This is a genomic window from Microtetraspora fusca, from assembly GCF_001570365.1.
In the GTDB taxonomy this organism is placed as follows: domain Bacteria; phylum Actinomycetota; class Actinomycetes; order Streptosporangiales; family Streptosporangiaceae; genus Microtetraspora; species Microtetraspora fusca.
In genome coordinates this window covers 404296-418445 of the sequence record NZ_BBYK01000038.1, presented here as the reverse complement: position 1 = coordinate 418445, position 14150 = coordinate 404296, and the positions used below count along the sequence as shown (strand labels likewise).

At 71.4% G+C, this 14150-nt stretch carries 7 protein-coding genes and 1 pseudogene; 4 read left to right on the top strand and 4 right to left on the bottom strand.

Annotation, left to right across the window (positions count from 1 at the left end; all coding sequences use genetic code 11):
- Positions 1-12 precede the first annotated feature (12 nt).
- Entirely contained in the window at positions 13-894 is an 882-nt protein-coding gene (locus AWQ68_RS01940) for an SIS domain-containing protein (protein ID WP_066933512.1), read from the bottom strand.
- 202 nt (positions 895-1096) lie between these two features.
- On the opposite strand from AWQ68_RS01940, the gene AWQ68_RS01935 reads away from it, so the two are divergent.
- The 3 genes and pseudogenes from AWQ68_RS01935 (at position 1097) to AWQ68_RS01930 (ending at position 4249) form a co-directional block, all read left to right on the top strand.
- Positions 1097-2839 carry a glycerol-3-phosphate dehydrogenase/oxidase gene (locus AWQ68_RS01935; protein ID WP_066933509.1) on the top strand — a complete coding sequence of 581 codons (1743 nt, stop codon included), beginning with the start codon at positions 1097-1099 and terminating at the stop codon, positions 2837-2839.
- A 210-nt stretch (positions 2840-3049) separates the two neighbouring features.
- A pseudogene (locus AWQ68_RS46350) lies at positions 3050-3163 on the top strand (DUF7737 domain-containing protein); the annotation flags it as partial.
- 114 nt (positions 3164-3277) lie between these two features.
- On the top strand, positions 3278-4249 hold the full coding sequence (locus tag AWQ68_RS01930; RefSeq protein WP_218006743.1) for a helix-turn-helix domain-containing protein: 972 nt from the start codon (positions 3278-3280) through the stop codon (positions 4247-4249).
- A 4-nt stretch (positions 4250-4253) separates the two neighbouring features.
- Here AWQ68_RS01930 and AWQ68_RS01925 read toward each other — a convergent pair whose 3' ends face one another.
- The 3 genes from AWQ68_RS01925 to AWQ68_RS01915 form a co-directional block, all read right to left on the bottom strand.
- On the bottom strand, positions 4254-7784 hold the full coding sequence (locus AWQ68_RS01925) for a S8 family peptidase (RefSeq protein ID WP_066933507.1): 3531 nt from the start codon (positions 7782-7784) through the stop codon (positions 4254-4256).
- Between the two features lie 327 nt (positions 7785-8111).
- The gene (locus AWQ68_RS01920; RefSeq protein WP_066933505.1) at positions 8112-10241 is read right to left on the bottom strand and encodes a beta-propeller domain-containing protein; all 2130 of its coding nucleotides are present in this window, start codon (positions 10239-10241) and stop codon (positions 8112-8114) included.
- Positions 10242-10273: 32 nt separating this feature from the next.
- Positions 10274-12430, bottom strand: coding sequence for a serine/threonine protein kinase (locus AWQ68_RS01915; protein ID WP_066933502.1), 2157 nt, complete (start codon positions 12428-12430; stop codon positions 10274-10276).
- A gap of 162 nt (positions 12431-12592) precedes the next feature.
- Here AWQ68_RS01915 and AWQ68_RS01910 point away from each other — a divergent pair, with 162 nt between their 5' ends.
- The gene (locus tag AWQ68_RS01910) at positions 12593-14128 is read left to right on the top strand and encodes a succinic semialdehyde dehydrogenase (RefSeq protein ID WP_066933499.1); all 1536 of its coding nucleotides are present in this window, start codon (positions 12593-12595) and stop codon (positions 14126-14128) included.
- The last annotated feature ends 22 nt before the right edge of the window (positions 14129-14150 follow it).

The window sequence follows — 14150 nt, the reverse complement described above, 5'->3', positions numbered from 1 at the left end:
CCGGAGGCGGGGTCACGCCTCCAGGATCACCGATCGGGTGAGGTGCAGCGGGCGGTCCGGGTCGAGGCCGCGGGCCCTGGCGCGTTCGACCGCGACACGCTGGATCTTCACCAGCTCGGCCATGGCGTCCCTGCCGCCGGACAGGAAGGTCCCGCCGGTCGCCGCGACCTGGTCGGCCAGGCCGGGCGGGACGTCCTGCCCGAGCATCCAGGTGATCCGGCCCGGCCCGGCGATGCTGATCGGCCCATGGCGGTACTCCATCGCCGGGTAGCTCTCGGTCCAGGTGCGGGCGGCCTCGCGCATCTTCAGCGCGGCCTCGGCGGCCAGGCCGCAGGTCCAGCCGCGGCCGAGGAACGTGAACTGCTCGGCCTCGACCAGCTCGGCGGCCACCGGCTCGGCCACGGCCTCCTCGGCGTCCGCGATCGCCTGGGTGAGGTCCTCGCCGAGGTGGGCGCGGAGCAGGGCGAGCTGCGTGGTCGCGAAGCGGGTCTGCACGACGGAGCGCTCGTCGGCGAAGTCCAGCACCACCACGTTGTCGGCGAGGGACATGACCGGTGTCGCGGGGTCGGCGGTGATCGCGATGGTGGGCGTCCCGGTGTCGCGGAGCAGGTCGAGCACCTCGGTGGTGGTCCCGGAGCGGGTCAGCGCGAGGATGCGATCGTAGCGGCGGCCGGAGGGCGTCTCGGAGGCGGCGAAGGCGTCGGTCTCGCCGTGGCCGGCCCGCTCCCGCAGTACGGCGTACGCCTGGGCGACGAACCACGAGGTGCCGCATCCCACGACGGCCACCCGCTCGCCCTCGCGGGGCAGTGCCGTACCGGCCTCGGAGGCGAGCTCGACCGCCCTACGCCAGCAGGCCGGTTGCGATGCGATCTCCACCTCGGTGTGAGTGGTCAATGCAGGCTCCTTTTGTTTATTTCTGCATCATCTATAGCAGAAATGCGCAGCTTTGTGCACGCTTCGGCCGAGGGGGCGCCCCGAGCCTGCTGCGCCGAAGGTGTGTCGATAAACAACTGGGGCTACTGGTGAGTAGTTTGGCCGGACAAAACGGGGTAGAACACCCATAACGCAAACCACCGCCGTATCTCAGAGGAGCTCTATGACGGCGCGAACAGGCGCGGCGCGGCTCGGCCCGGCCGAGCGCGCGGGCGCGCTGGCCCAGATGGCGGCAGAGGAACTCGACGTCGTCGTGGTCGGAGGCGGAGTGGTGGGGGCGGGCGTCGCCCTCGACGCCGCGACGCGCGGGCTCTCGGTGGGGGTGGTGGAGGCGCGGGACTTCGCCTCCGGCACCTCGTCGCGCTCATCCAAGCTCATCCACGGCGGGCTGCGCTATCTCGAACAGTTCAACTTCGACCTGGTCAGGGAGGCGCTGCGTGAACGCGGGCTGCTGCTCAAGCGGATCGCCCCGCACCTGGTCCGGCCCATCCCCTTCCTGTTCCCGCTGACCCATCGGGGCTGGGAGCGCCCGTACATCGGGGCCGGGCTGGCGCTGTACGACACGCTCGGTTTCTCTTTCGGCATCACCCGGGGTGTGCCGGGCCACCGGCACCTGTCCCGGCGGCACGCCCTGCGGGTCGCGCCGTCGCTGCGGAGGTCCGCCTTCGTCGGCGCCGTGCAGTACTGGGACGCCCAGGTGGACGACGCGCGTTACGTAATGACCCTGCTGCGCACGGCCGCCACGTACGGCGCGTACGTGGCCTCGCGCAGCCAGGCCGTCGGCTTCCTCCGGGAGGGCGAGCGGGTCACCGGCGTGCGGGTCCGCGACCTGGAGACGGGCGCCGAGCCGGACGTGCGCGCCCGGCAGGTGGTGAACGCCACCGGCGTGTGGACCGACGACATCCAGCAGCTCGTCGGCGGGCGCGGCCAGATCCACGTACGGGCGTCCAAGGGCGTGCACCTCCTGGTGCCGCGCGACCGCATTCAGTCGCTCAGCGGGATCATCCTGCGTACGGAGAAGTCCGTGCTGTTCGTGATCCCGTGGGGCCGGCACTGGATCATCGGCACCACCGACACCGAGTGGACGCTGGACAAGGCGCATCCGGCCGCGTCGCGGGCCGACATCGACTACGTGCTCGATCATGTCAACGAGGTGTTGTCGGTGCCGCTGTCGCGGGACGACGTCGAGGGCGTGTACGCGGGGCTGCGCCCGCTGCTGGCGGGAGAGTCCGAGGAGACGTCGCAGCTCTCCCGCGAGCACGTCGTCACCCATCCGGTGCCCGGACTCGTCATGATCGCCGGAGGGAAGTTCACGACGTACCGGGTGATGGCGGCGGACGCGGTGGACGCGGTCGCCCACGGGCTGGACCAGCGGGTGCCGCCGTCCTGCACCGACCAGGTGCCGCTCGTGGGCGCGGAGGGCTACCAGGCGCTGTGGAACTCCCGGCACCGGCTGGCCCAGTCCTCGGGGCTGCACGTGGCGCGGATCGAGCACCTGCTCCAGCGGTACGGCTCGCTGATCGACGAGGTGCTGATCCTCGTCAAGGACGACCCGTCGCTCGGGCGGCCGCTGTCCGGGGCGGACGACTACCTGCGGGCCGAAATCGTGTACGCGGCCACGCACGAGGGCGCCCGGCACCTCAACGACGTGCTGACCCGGCGGACCCGCATCTCGATCGAGACCTTCCACCGGGGCGTCGCGGTCGCGCAGGAGGTGGCCGAGCTCATGGCCGACCCGCTCGGCTGGGACGCCGAGCAGGTCAGACGCGAGGTCGAGTACTACACCAAGCGGGTCCAGGCCGAGCGGGCCTCCCAGGAGCAGGACACGGACCAGGAGGCCGACGCGATCAGGCTCGGCGCCCCGGAGATCGTGCCGGTCGCCGTCCCCGAGGGCCGCCCGGCCTAACCGGCAACAGCACCGGCACCGGGGCGGGGTTGTCGTGACCCGCCGGATTCTGCTCGGCGGTGCGGGTGGCCGGCAGGTGCCGCAGTAGTTGGATGGCCAAGGTGGTCTTGCCCGTGCCTGGACCGTGGATGACCAGCCGACAACGATCAAGGGTGCGGAACTGACGGACCATGATGGCCACGTCGTCGCCGCGGCCGTCGAAGGCGACGCATCCATCCGGGCTCGGGCAACTTCCCTATGGAGGCCAACGACGCCTACCTGTGCATCGTCTCTGCGCCCGGCCCGCGCGAGCGGGTGTCCCTCCCGTTCGAGGAGGACGGCACGCCGGCGCTCATCTCAGCAAGGCGTTCCTGCCGGCAGGGGACGCCGCCATCACCGACCCGACCATCACCTGGCAGCTCCTCTCTACAATGGCCGGGTGAATCTGGATCGGGTCGTGTGCGGCACGTGCTGAGCGCGGCGGGGCTGGGCGCGGAGGAGGAAGCCGCCTACCGGCTGCTGGTCAGGACCACCGAGGTCGAGTCCGACGCCCTGGCCGAGGAACTGGGCGTGGCGGCCGAGGTCGCGCGGCAGGCGCTCGGCTCGCTGCTGGCCAAGGGGCTGGCGCGAGCCGTGCCGGGAGATCCCGGCCGGTTCACGGCGGTCGCGCCCGACGTCGCGCTCGCGGCCCGGCTGCACCGGCGGCAGGCCGAGGTCGACCGGGCGCGGCATGCCATGGAGCAGCTCACGGGGGAGTACCTCGCACACGCGCGGCGCCGCGAGGCGGCGCAGCTCATCGAGGTGATCACCAGCCGCACGGCGCTGCGCGAGCAGCTCCGGCTGCTGCAGGACGGCGCCCGGCACGAGGTGCTCAGCTTCTGCCGGGCCGGGCACGTGGCGATGACCTCGCAGGAGAACGCCGAGGAGCTCGCGGCGCTGCGGCGCGGCGTCGGCTTCCGCGTCATCTACGAAGGGGCGTTGCTGGAGGAACCCGGCATGCTGGTCAACCTCGCCGAGGGCATCACACTGGGGGAGCAGGCTCGCGCGCTGCCCGCCCTGCCGGTGCGGATGATCATCGCGGACGGCGAGCTCGGGGTGCTCCCGCTCATCCAGCACACCGATGGCCTGACCCAGCTCACCGCCGCGCTGATCAGGCCCAGCAGCCTGCTCGACGCCCTCAAGGCCCTGTTCGAGAGCCTGTGGGAGCGAGCCACGCCGGTCAGCCTCACCAGCCCGGGCAGTCCGCTCGACGCCGACCATCTCTACCTGCTGTCACTGCTGGTCGCGGGTGTTCCGGACAAATCGATCGCCACCCAGCTCAAGATCTCGCAGCGCACGGTGCAGCGCAGGATCGCCTACCTGATGGAGCGGGCGGGTGCGCAGACCCGGATGCAACTGGCCTGGCACGCCGCCCGCGAGAACTGGCTCTGACCGATCAATAGGCCCTGATCACCGTCTGCTTGACCGTGTTGCCGGCCGAGTCGGTGGCGGTGACCCGCAGCGACGGGTGCGGGCGCGGGACGAGCGCGTTGTAGCGTCCGCCACCGAGTTCGATCACCGGCTGCTCGCGCCACGTCGCGCCGTCGTCGTACGACAGCTCCAGCTTCAGGTTCTTCGCGCGCGCCCCGCTCACGCCCTCCTGATGCCGTACGGCGAAGCCCACCAGACCGGGGCGCTCCGGGCGCACGTCATAGTCGACCTGCAGCAGCGGCAGCACCCGATCGCCCGGCTTTGAGCGGAACGTCCAGGCCGTCTCGGTCGCGGTCGCCGTGGTCCACTCGTCCGAGGTGCGCTTGGTGGACAGTTCCAGCCGGTAGGCGGCCTCCTGCGGCGACGCGGGGAACGCGCCCCAGGCCGCGTCGCGCTCCGCCACCAGCGTGCCGTCGCGGAAGAACCGGGCCGACGCGGTGTCGTTGTCGACGCCCGCGCGGGAGACGTGACCGGAGGAGTCCACGAACTCGGGGATCCGGATCTCCATCGTGTCGCCCTCGCGGGTGGAGGGCTTGATCCAGGCGGGGATCGCCGGGCGAACCACCGGGGCGTGCCAGCTCTCGCTGGTCCGCGTGCCGGGCTGGTAGGTGCGCGGCTGCTCGGTCATGCCGTCGAGCAGCCGGCCCATGTCGTCCCAGACGTACTGGTGGTTGACGAGGTGCTGCCAGAAGGAGCCGTTGGCGCTGACGTATTCGGTGCGGCGCAGCGGGGTCTTCACGATCCGCTGGGTCTCCATCTGCTGGCCGAGCGAGTAGGACTGCCAGGGGCGCCAGCCGAAGCGCTGCTCCTTGGCCCAGGCGAAGCCCCCGTTGTCGGCATATGTCGTTTCAACACGCGCGGTGTTGCTGTCGTTCACCTCATACACGACCTTGTTCGGCACGCGGCCATCGGAGACCTGCATGACGTCGTAGAGGTAGGGCGAGCTCATCATCCCCGTGACCTCAAGCTTCGCGTTGCCCTTCTTGATCCGCTCCAGCATCCGCTGCCCGTCGTCGTCGGCGACCACCAGGGCCGGGATCGGCAGGTCGGCGCCGGCCGGCTTCCAGTCACGCCCGAACGGGTCGTCGGGGGCCATCACCAGGATCACGGCGACCGCTCCTGCCTTGATCGCGGCCGCGGACGGGTCGGTCCAGTCGATGTCCTCGCTACGGATGACCGCGGCCTTGCCGTCGGACCCGGCCGCCCCATCGGCGAGCCGCCACATGTGCCGCCCCTCCACGCCCGGCGACCTGCCCAGGAACCCCATCGAGTACGGCTGCGCCGTACCGGGCACGCGGGCGGTGAGCTTCGGTGCGACGAGCTGCCAGCGCGACGCGAACTCGAACGAGCCGTCACGCACCGGCTGGGTCGGTGAGACGTTGAGCCCCTCGATGACGTCGAAGTTCATGACGCCCTGGGAGATTTTGCGCGAGCCGAACGCGCGATAGGTGAAGTAGGTGTAGATGCCCACCTGCTCGGCGGGTTCCTTGGTCTTGATGGTCACCGGGGTGGTCTTGCGGAAGTCGAGCACCACGTCCAGGTCGCGGTCGACCTTGAGCTCGGGGATGACGACCATGCCGTCACGCGGGTGCATCCGGCCCCAGCCGCCGCCCAGGTTGAGCGACTGTGTCATGTAGGTGCCCTCGGACACCTCCACGGTCAGCCCTTCCTCGGGCAGCCAGGTGAAGACGTCGTCCTGCTGCGACGCGCCGAACATCGACAGCGTGTCGGCGCCGGTCGGCTTGCCCGCGGCGTCGATGGCGGTGAAGCGGACCATGTGCTGCGGTCCCTTCCAGGTCAGCGCCAGCGTGGTGTGTACCTGCTCCGCGCCCGCCGTGGCAGTGACCAGCCCGCCGTACCGGCCGAAGGAGAGCGTGGCCAGGTCCACCGTGACCTTGACGTCGGCGGTGCCGCCCGCCGCGATCGACACGGTCTTGGCGCTGAGCTCGGCCCCGTCGAGGGTGCCGGCCAGTTCCAGCGTGACCGGGGCGGCCGTGCCGTTGGTGTAGGTGATCGTGCCCTCGGCCGTGGCCGGGCCCTTTCCCTGCTGGTGCTTGCCGAGGTCGACCACGCCGGTCGCGGTCACGCCCTGGCTCACCGCGCGGGCCACGTCCAGGCGGCCCGCGCCGGCGTCGTCGATCTGCTGGCCGGCGATGGGCTTGGCCGAGCCGACCAGCGCGTCCTTGATCTGCTTCGCCGTCCAGTCGGGGTGCCGCTGCTTGATGATCGCGGCGGCCCCGGCCACATGCGGCGTGGCCATCGATGTGCCGGAGGCGGCCGTGTAGCGCTCGTCGACCGGCTCGCCCATGGTGGTGCCCGCCGCGCGGGCCGCGACGATGGCCACGCCAGGGGCGGTGAGGTCGGGCTTGGGCGCGTCGTCCAGGCGCGGGCCCCGGCTGGAGAACTGCGCGAGCGCGTCCTTGCCGTCGACCGCGCCGACGGTCAGCGCCGAGGTCGCCGCGCCGGGAGTGCCGATGGAGTAGGTCGAGCCGTCGTTGCCCGCCGCGACCACGAACAGGGCGCCGGTGCGCTCGGTGAGGGTGTCGACGGCGACGCTGAGCGGGTCGGTGCCGTCGGTGGCGCCGCCGCCGAGGCTCATGTTGATCACCGACGCGCCTTCGGCGGCGGCCCACTCCATGCCCTCGATGACGCCGGACAGGGTGCCCGAGCCGTCGTCGCCGAGCACCTTGCCGACCATCAGCTCGGCGCCGGGGGCGACGCCCTTCCTGCCGTCGCCGCCCGCGATGGTGGCGGCCACGTGGGTGCCGTGCCCGTTGCCGTCCTGGACGCTCGGCTCGCCGGTGAACACCTTGGTCTGCTTGACGCGTCCGGCCAGGTCGGGGTGGGAGGCGTCGACGCCGGTGTCCAGCACGGCGACCTTGACGCCCTTGCCGTCGAACCCGGCCTGCCACGCCTCCGGCGCGCCCACCTGCGGCACACTGTGGTCGAGCGTGGCCTTGACCTTGGCGTCCAGCCAGATCTTCGTCACGCCCTGCGACAGCGTGGCCCGCTGCTTGTCGAACGACTTCCACAGCCGGCCGATCGTGCGCTTGTCGGCGGCGACGACCCGGCCGTTGACGCTCTCCAGCTCGGGCGCGGTCGCGTTCTTCGGCGCGGAGCCGTCGTAGAGGAACAGCAGCGGCAGCTTGTCCGTCTTCGCGTCGTCGTACCCCTGGGCGATCAGCCCGGTGACCGAGAACAGGCTGGGGTCCAGCCGCTTGGCCGCCAGGAAAGGGACGATGTCGTTGGGCAGGACCCGCAGCTCGCCGTTCTCCTCGGTGGTGTTGAACGCCATCCGCTCACGGCCCGGCCCCGGCTTCACCTCGACCGCGTGCATGCCCGATTCGGCCTGCCTGACGGTCACCACGTCCCCGGTGATCAGTGTGACCCGGTGGACGCTCCCGCCGGCGGGCTCGGCCGCGGCTGCGGGTAACGGGGAGCTCAACAGGGCGGCGGTGGTGACTCCTGCCACCGCCACATGGGCGGACCAGTGCATGGGGGTGAAACCTCTCGTGGCAACAACTAGTGCACACGAGAGTGGGTGACGAGGTGCCTGGTGCACCAGGTGTCGCAGGTGCCGTTTGTCCGCCATGTCGTGATTGCGACACCGGGCGGAACCGCCCGCGCGTTGGCGAACTGTCGCCGGCCCTGACACCTGGCCAGTACGGCGACAGCCCTCAGTTCCGGCGAGTGCTGGAGGCCATCCGCATCCCCCGATGGGGGCCAGGACGCCCGCGCACCCGCACGGACAGCCTGGCCGCCCTGATCATCTGGCTCCGCACCTGATCCGGGAAACAGCTCCTCGTCGTGTCTGACCCGCTCGTCAGGTGAACGGGATCCAGCCCCGGTCGGCGAGGGTGGCGGCGTCGCTGACCTTCACGCCGAGCCCGGAGACCGTCCAGACCGTGTCACCGATGACGACGCAGCGGCGGATGGAGGGATCGGGCGTCGGGACGTCGTCCCTGCCCTTGAAGCCCGGGTGCCGGATGGTGCCGGCCCGCGTGATCGCGCCGTCGGTGACCTTGAGCACGAGCGCCGAGCTGCCGTCGCGCCAGTCGGCGTTGTAGTTCTGCAGCGGCAGCATCGCGAGCCCGCTCTGCGGCCAGTAGAGGAACGCGTGGGGATCCCACTCGGCCTCGGAGCCGGAGTTCCGCTGGTGGAAGCGGGAGAGCAGCCGCGGGTTCGCCGGGTCGGCGACGTCGAACAGCGAGATCTGGGTGCCGAGGACCCGGCCCTGCGCGCTCGCCTCCTGGCCGATGCCGAGCAGCCGCCCGTCGCCCGCCGGGTGCAGGTACGCCGAGTAGCCGGAGATCTTCAGCTCGCCGGTGACCTTCGGCGCCGCCGGGTCGCGCAGGTCGAGTGTGTAGAGCGGGTCCACCTGGCGGAACGTGACGACGTAGCCGACGTCCCCGATGAACCGGACGGAGTAGATGCGCTCGCCCTTCCCGAGGCCGGTCACCGCGCCCACCTGGGCGAGCGTGTCGGAGTTGAGCACATAGACGCCGCTCGAGCTCTTCTCGGCGGGGCCGCCGAACACCTGGGCGTTCGAGGTGGTCGCCACCCGCAGGTGGCCCGCGTGCTCGGACAGCGAGTACTGGTTCAGCAGCCGTCCCGGGACGACGCCGGAGCTGACGTAGCGCGGGGCTCCCGTGCCGGTGATGTCGAACCGGTGCACCTCGGTCTGCTCCGGTGGGTCGGTCGGCGTGGGCGCGGGGGTGATCTCCTCGGGGGCACCGCTCGGGGTGGCCGACGGGCGGACCTCCTCGGGCACCGGGGTGGGGGCCGGGGAAGCGCCGCCCTCCTCGGGCGTGACCTGGGGCTCCGGCGTGACGGTGACCTCCTCGGCCGGGCTCGTGCTCGGCTCGACCTGGGGGGCGACGTCGGACGCGCTCGGCTCCTCCACCGGCGTGGGCGGCGCGTCGTCGATCGGCATGGGACGGAACCACCAGCGGGGGTTGCTGGTCACGTAGAGGCTGTCGCCCGTGCCGTACACGGTGTCGCCGTCGGCGGCCACGCTGATCGGGGGGACCGCGTCGAGCGTCCCGGCGAGGTCCACGGTGAAGACGGTCAGCATCGAGGTCCCGGTGAACTCCTCCGGGTGGCTGACCTGGTCGCACCCCACTTGGCCGGTACGGCTCCGGCCCTCCGAGGTGACCTCGAACCGGGGCAGCCACGCCTCGATGGGCGCGGTGCGCACAGCCTCGCGGTTGGCCGCGAGCATGTCCTGCGGGGAGGCGTCGGGTTTCGGAGGCGGGAACTCGATCTCGGGCTGGGACCTGACCACGATCCGCACGGTGGAGCCGACCTGGCGGGCGTCGATGTGCGAGCCGCTCGCGCTGAGCGTGCCGAGGAGCTTCGGCGGGCCGGACAGGTCGACGAGCATGTACTTGGGCCCGTTCGACCCCGGCCGCACCTTCGCCATCGCGCCGAACGGGATGATGCCGCCGCTCTGGACCAGCACCAGCGCGCGGTCGCCGGACACGAGCAGGTCCGCCGGGAACCAGCTCTCCTCCTTGGGAACCAGCCGGAGCGTCCCGGTGACCTTGCGGGTCGCGGCGTCGATCACGCGCAGCACGCCCTGGTCCACGACGATCACACGCTTGCCGTCGGTCTTGACCAGGTCCGGCTCGTCTACGCCGGCCTCCTGCACGTTCGTGGTGGAGTGCGCCTGCTCCGGGACCGCCGCCTGCTTGCCCTCCGCCATGGTGTCCATGGCCTTGGCGTCCCTGGCCATGAACATCACGGCCTCGCCGAAACCCCACTGCGTGACGTTCTTCTCGGCCGCGCCGCGCAGGCCGGCCAGCATGTCGTCGCAGTTCGTATAGGAGACCAGGCGGATCTTCCCGCTCAGGTCGGCCGCCTCGGGGGCGGACGCCGCACGGCTTCCGGAACACGCCGCGGCGAGCAGCCCGGCGAGCACGACGGCTCCCGCCGTACGAATCGATGTCCTCATGCCCCTAGTTACGGATCACCGTGCGGGTGGGTTCAGCCGCCGCCGGTACGCGTGTAGAAGGGGCCGAGGATGTCCGACTGGGTGCTCTCCAGCAGGGTGCGCACGGTGGAGCCGTCGAGATCGACGACGATCACGCTCGCCTCACCCGATTCGGGCGCGGTCCAGCAGAACAGGTGCGCCGCGTCCCACCAGCCGAGCACCTTGGAGCAGTCGGAGCCGAACCGGGTCGTCTCCGCCCCCGAGGTGGAGTCCCACACGCACACCTTGCTCCGCGCGTCCGGGCACTCCGTGACCATCGTGTCGCCGGACGGTGAGAACAGCCCCGAGGACGTGTTGTACGGCTTGCCGACGCCGTCGAGGGTCGTGACGATCTTTCCGCTGAGGTCGTAGAAGCGGACCCCGGCGGTCTTCCCGCTGTGGAAGTAGGTGGCGACCATGGTCTCGTCGCCGTTCCAGTAGAACCGGCCCTCCTTGATGGCCGGGTCGTTGATCTGATTCACCCGGGCCGTCCCGTCGGCGACGTCGATCACGACGAACCCCTTGGTCGTCCACGTGCTGCCGCCCGGGTTCCTGATGCTGAGCAGCAGGCGGTCGCCCTTGCGGGTCCACTCGGCGTACTCGTAGGTCAGGGGGCTTTTCACGGTCTTGATCGTGCGGACGGCGCCGGTGGTCCTGGTGATGATGTCGATGCCGTGGTAGCCGTCCTCGGTGTACTTCTTGCTCCGCCCGGCGGAGAGCGTGCCGTCGAGGGAGAGCGACTGCTGCCAGTACTTCGTGCTCTTGGTGAACGACCCGTTCGCCGAGTTCCTGGGGTAGTTGATCCAGGTGTTCTTGGCTTTGTCCTCGACCTCGTAGTAGGTCAGCCGCATCGGGTCGTCCGGGCGCTCGTACAGCGTGGCCCGCACGCCGGGCAGCTTCACGCTGGTCACCCCGGACGTCGGCACGGGCGAGACGGTGGGAGCGGGCGTCGTCGCCGGCGGCGACGACGAGACGGCGGGCGTGCGCGTGTCCGTCGACGCCACAGGAGGAAGGGACGTGTCGCCGGGCCGGAGCACGAGCCAGGCCACCAGGGCGACGGCGGCGAGCGCCGCCACCGCGGTCACCGCCACGAGCGCCGTCCTGGCGCCGGAGCGTCCGCCGTCCGGTCCGCCGGGGGGCGTGGGGTAGACCCCCGGCCGGTACGCCGCGGGATACGGGACGGCGTGCGGCGACGGCGGCGGAGGAGGGTAGGGGCCGGGGGCGTAGGGACGTCCCGGGTACCCGTACGCCCCGGGGTCCGTCGACGGGATCGGTGCCCCGCCGGGCATGGGGCGCGTGGGCGCCGGCCCGGGGGACGCCGCGGCCGCGGCCTCGCTCAGGTCGGCCGGGCCGGCCGCCGAGTTCTGCAGCAGACGGAGCAGCACCTGCTCGGCGGTGGGCCGGGCGCGCGGGTCCTTGGCCAGGCAGGCGGTCACCACGTCGCGCAGCGGCGCGCCGAGGTTCCCCAGGTCGGGAGGGGAGTTCAGGATCCGGTTGATCACCGCGGGCATCGTGTCGTTGCCGAACGGCGCCCGTCCGGTGGCGGCGCTGACGATCGTGCAGCCCCAGGCGAACAGGTCCGCGGCCGGCCCGGCCGGCTCGCCCATGATCTGCTCCGGCGACATGTACGACGGCGTGCCGACCGGCTGCGAGGTGAGCGTGTTCGAGGAGTCCACCGCGCGGGCGATGCCGAAGTCGATCACCCGCGGGCCGTCGGGGCCCATGATGACGTTGGCCGGTTTCAGGTCGCGGTGGACCACTCCGGCCTGGTGGATGGCCGCGAGAGCGGTGGCGGTGCCCACGGCGAGGCGGTGCAGCGCCGGGCCGGAGATGGGGCCGGAGGCCTGCACGCGCTGCTGCAGCGAGGGCCCCTCGATGTACTCGCTGACGATGTACGGGCGCTCCTGCTCGACGCCGGTGTCCATGACCTGGGCGGTGCAGAACGGCGCCACGCGCTTGGCGGACGTCGCCTCGCGCAGGAAGCGCTCGCGCATGGAGGCGTCGCCTGCGAGGTCGGCGCGCAGCCACTTGACGGCGACCGGCTCGCCCGAGGGGCCGGCACCGAGATAGACGACTCCCTGGCCGCCCTCGCCGAGCCGTCCGGTGAGGGCGTAGGAGCCGAGGCGGCCCGGATCCGTCGGCCGCAGCGGGGCGACGTCGGGGCCCGCCATCACAGAACGGTGCTCGCGGTCGGCGCGAGATTCCCGTGTGGCTCGACATTTCCTGGCATAGCTGGATTCTGGCGGGTAATCCCAGCGGTCGGAACCCTCGTGTCCCGATGGTTGCCTACCGACCAGTAGTCACGAGTGTTGCTCCGGAATATCCTTCCGGGCATGGACCCCCGCATGCTTGAGCGCATTGTCCGGCACGTCACGTCCGAAGGGAAGACCGTGGAGGTCCCCGCGCCCTTCACCGGTGAGACCCTCGTCGAGCTCCCCGTCTCGACCGCCGAGGACGTCCGCCGGGCGTACGCCACGGCCAGGGCGGCGCAGGAGGCATGGGCGGCGCGGCCGGTCGCGGAGCGGGTCGCCCCCTTCCTCCGGCTGCACGACGCCATACTCAACCGGCGCGAGGAGATCCTCGACATCGTCCAGACGGAGACGGGCAAGGCCCGGCGGCACGCCTTCGAGGAGGTGCTCGACGTGGCCGGGTGCGCGCTGTACTACGCGCGGCAGGCGTCCCGGCTGCTCGCCCCGCGAAAGCGTAAGGGCATCTTCCCGATCGCCACCCAGGTGGTCGAGCAGCGCCATCCGAAGGGCACGGTCGCGCTGATCAGCCCGTGGAACTACCCGCTCTCCCTGGGCGTGACCGACGTGGTCCCCGCGCTGATCGCGGGCAACACCGTGGTCCACAAGCCCGACAGCCAGACCGCGCTCTCCACGCTGTGGACGATCGACCTCCTCGTGGAGCTGGGGATGCCGCGCGAGATCTGGCAGGTCGTGACCGGCGACCCGGCCGCCGTCGGCGACCCTCTGATCGACGGCGCCGACTACGTCGCGTTCACCGGGTCCACCCGCGGCGGTCGCAAGATCGCCGAGGAGGCGGCCAAGCGGCTCATCGGCTGCTCCCTGGAGCTCGGCGGCAAGAACCCGATGATCGTGCTGGAGGACGCCGACCTCGACCGGGCCGCGCACGGCGCGCTGCGGGCCTGCTTCACCAACGCCGGCCAGCTCTGCATCTCGATCGAGCGGCTCTACGTCCACGACTCGGTCTACGACGCGTTCGCCGACCGGTTCGTCCGGGCGACCCGGAACATGAAGATCGGCCCCGGCCTGGACTGGTCGGTCCAGATGGGCTCGCTCACCTTCCCCCGCCAGCTCGACGCGGTGACGGCGCACGTCGCCGACGCGGTCGAGAAGGGCGCGACGGTGCTCACCGGCGGCCGGGCCCGCCCCGACCTCGGGCCGCTGTTCTACGAGCCGACCGTACTCGCCGGCGTCACCGACGAGATGGACGTGTGCGGCAACGAGACCTTCGGCCCGGTCGTCGCGCTGTACCGCTTCCGCGACGAGGACGAGGTCGTCGCGACGGCCAACGACACCGTCTACGGCCTCAACGCGTCGATCTGGACCCGCGACCTCGCCCGCGGACGCGCCCTCGCCGCGCGGATCAAGGCCGGTACGGTCAACATCAACGAGGGGTACGCCGCCGCCTACGCCTCCTACGACGCCCCGATGGGCGGCATGAAGTCCTCCGGCCTCGGGCGCCGGCACGGAGCCGAGGGCCTGCTGAAGTACACCGAGTCCCAGACCGTCGCCGGCCAGGCGTCGTGGCTCGGGTTCGACCCCGTCCTGGGCATGGCGTACGACCGGTACGCCGACACCCTGGCCGGGCTGTTGAAGGTGATGAAGAAGCTCCACCTGAAGTGAGGGCCGGCAGGGACGGGCGAGG

Coding starts and splice junctions, on each gene's coding strand:
- AWQ68_RS01915 (WP_066933502.1), bottom strand. CDS start 12,430: ATGGCGGGCCCCGACGTCGCCCCGCTGCGGCCGACGGATCCGGGCCGC.
- AWQ68_RS01920 (WP_066933505.1), bottom strand. CDS start 10,241: ATGAGGACATCGATTCGTACGGCGGGAGCCGTCGTGCTCGCCGGGCTG.
- AWQ68_RS01925 (WP_066933507.1), bottom strand. CDS start 7,784: ATGCACTGGTCCGCCCATGTGGCGGTGGCAGGAGTCACCACCGCCGCC.
- AWQ68_RS01935 (WP_066933509.1), top strand. CDS start 1,097: ATGACGGCGCGAACAGGCGCGGCGCGGCTCGGCCCGGCCGAGCGCGCG.
- AWQ68_RS01910 (WP_066933499.1), top strand. CDS start 12,593: ATGGACCCCCGCATGCTTGAGCGCATTGTCCGGCACGTCACGTCCGAA.